The organism is Mammaliicoccus sp. L-M44, assembly GCF_022386355.1.
GTDB classification, from domain to species: Bacteria; Bacillota; Bacilli; order Staphylococcales; family Staphylococcaceae; genus Mammaliicoccus; species Mammaliicoccus sciuri_A.
Genome location: NZ_JAJNIU010000053.1, coordinates 1 through 1,918 on the forward strand (window position 1 = coordinate 1; position 1,918 = coordinate 1,918).

Genomic DNA, 1,918 nt, shown 5'->3' on the forward strand with positions numbered 1-1,918 from the left:
CACTTCCTTTATTATTTTTCATTTTTTTAAACTATTTAATACTAATGTCTTTTATAATAGCTTTTCATATATTATATAATCAATCTTTATAAGTCCTTTTATAAATTTCTTTTCTACCATTTTCGATAAATTCCTGTTTAATATTTTTAATTCCATAAACAATAGTTTCAATAGGATAATATTCTTCAACTATATCTTGATATTCTTTTGCTTTCTCAATATCTATATTTCCATACATTCTTAATATATCTTCTCCAAAATTTGTTCCTATTTCTTCTTCACTATCTTCAAGTAAGTATATAAAATCACAATATTCATCTATAATTCCAGAATCTCCAAAATCAATTATTCCAGTTAATCTATTATTGCCATCTAACAATAGATGATTACAACTAAAATCATTATGGCATAAACACTTTTTACCCTCAAAAACTGTTGTTGCATTTAGTCTTTCCATAAAACTTTCTATATAATCTTTTTCTATATCAGTTAAATCATTATAAATAGTTTCACGCAACAATATATACTCTTCTAATACATTTTGTTTATTATCAATAGTACATTCACTAATATCTGTATAATCTAAACCGTGCATTTGTCTTAAAAAACTGGCAATATCTCGTTTTAACAAATTTTGTTCTTCTTCTGACATAGTAGAATAAATTTCTGGTGTTAAAAAAGTTCCTTTAATTTCTTTATAACCTAGTATAGATAATTCATCACTAATATACGAATATTCAATATTAGGAATTTTTACATTAGTTTCTAAATTTGTATTTAAAAAATTATATATTGCTTTTTCTTTTGCATAACCTTTTTTCTTATTAGTACTAAATTTTGTTTTAAAAATGTATTCATTATTAACTAAATATGCCACACTATCATAACCACTACCGATTATTTCAATACTATCTACTTTGAAATTATCAAAGTAATGCTCAATTAAATATTTCATTGCCTTAACATTTGTGGCATTATCATCATATCTATATTCCATTAAATAACAATCTTCTTTTTTGCCCTCGTGTAATTCATGTTCTGGCAAATCTTCAATAATTCTAAAACCAGATTTTTGGTATGCCCTTATTGCTCTTGGATTATTTTTATGAGGGTCTAAAATAACTGCATTAGCATTTCTTTCTTTTTTCAAAAATTCAAAAATCAATTTAATATATCTTGTACCAATTCCTTTACTCCAATAATTTGGCTCTCCTATAAATTGATCCATACCATAGACTATCTCATCAGTTTTTGGATAATGATAATCAGTATATAACTCATCATACATTTTATATATTTGTCCATATCCAATAGGAACATTGTTATATTCAATAATTACTCTAAAAACTTCATCTTCCCAAGGCTCTGTATAATGTTTTTTTAATGATTCTAATGTATATTTTTTATCTCTACCACCATAAAATTCTAATACTCTTTCATCAGTTAACCATTTTAACATCAAAGGAAAATCATCATCTATTAAAGTTCTTATACATATTTCATTTTCAACTATATTCATTTATTTATCACCTTTTTCATAATCATATACATATACTATTTCATCTTTATAATCATTTTTACCACCTAATTTTTCATATACATGGCAAGCTCTAGGATTACCTTTATCAGTTATTAAAAACATTTCAGAACAACCAATCTCTTTAGAATATTCCTTAATAAAAGATAATAATTTTGAACCATAACCTTTGTCTTGATAGTTAGGTAACATTCCTATTGAGTGTAAATAAAACATTGTTTTTCCATCAGGTCTTAAAAGTGTATAGCAATATGCAAATCCTATAATTTTATTATTTTCTTTAGCTATAAACCCAAATGAACTGGTATCATTAAGAAATCCTTTTAAATTATCAATATCAAAAACCATATTATCATCAATTAAAACTTCTTCCATAAACTC

At 24.3% G+C, this 1,918-nt stretch carries 2 protein-coding genes; both read right to left on the bottom strand.

All coding sequences use genetic code 11. The annotated features are described in order from the left end of the window. Window positions 1–79: 79 nt before the first annotated feature. Window positions 80–1,519, bottom strand: a complete 1,440-nt coding sequence (locus tag LQ611_RS13765) for a bifunctional aminoglycoside N-acetyltransferase AAC(6')-Ie/aminoglycoside O-phosphotransferase APH(2'')-Ia (protein ID WP_001028144.1) — start codon at window positions 1,517–1,519, stop codon at window positions 80–82. After that, a partial coding sequence (locus LQ611_RS13770) for a GNAT family N-acetyltransferase (protein WP_000341232.1) occupies window positions 1,520–1,918 on the bottom strand: 399 nt, incomplete at its 5' end.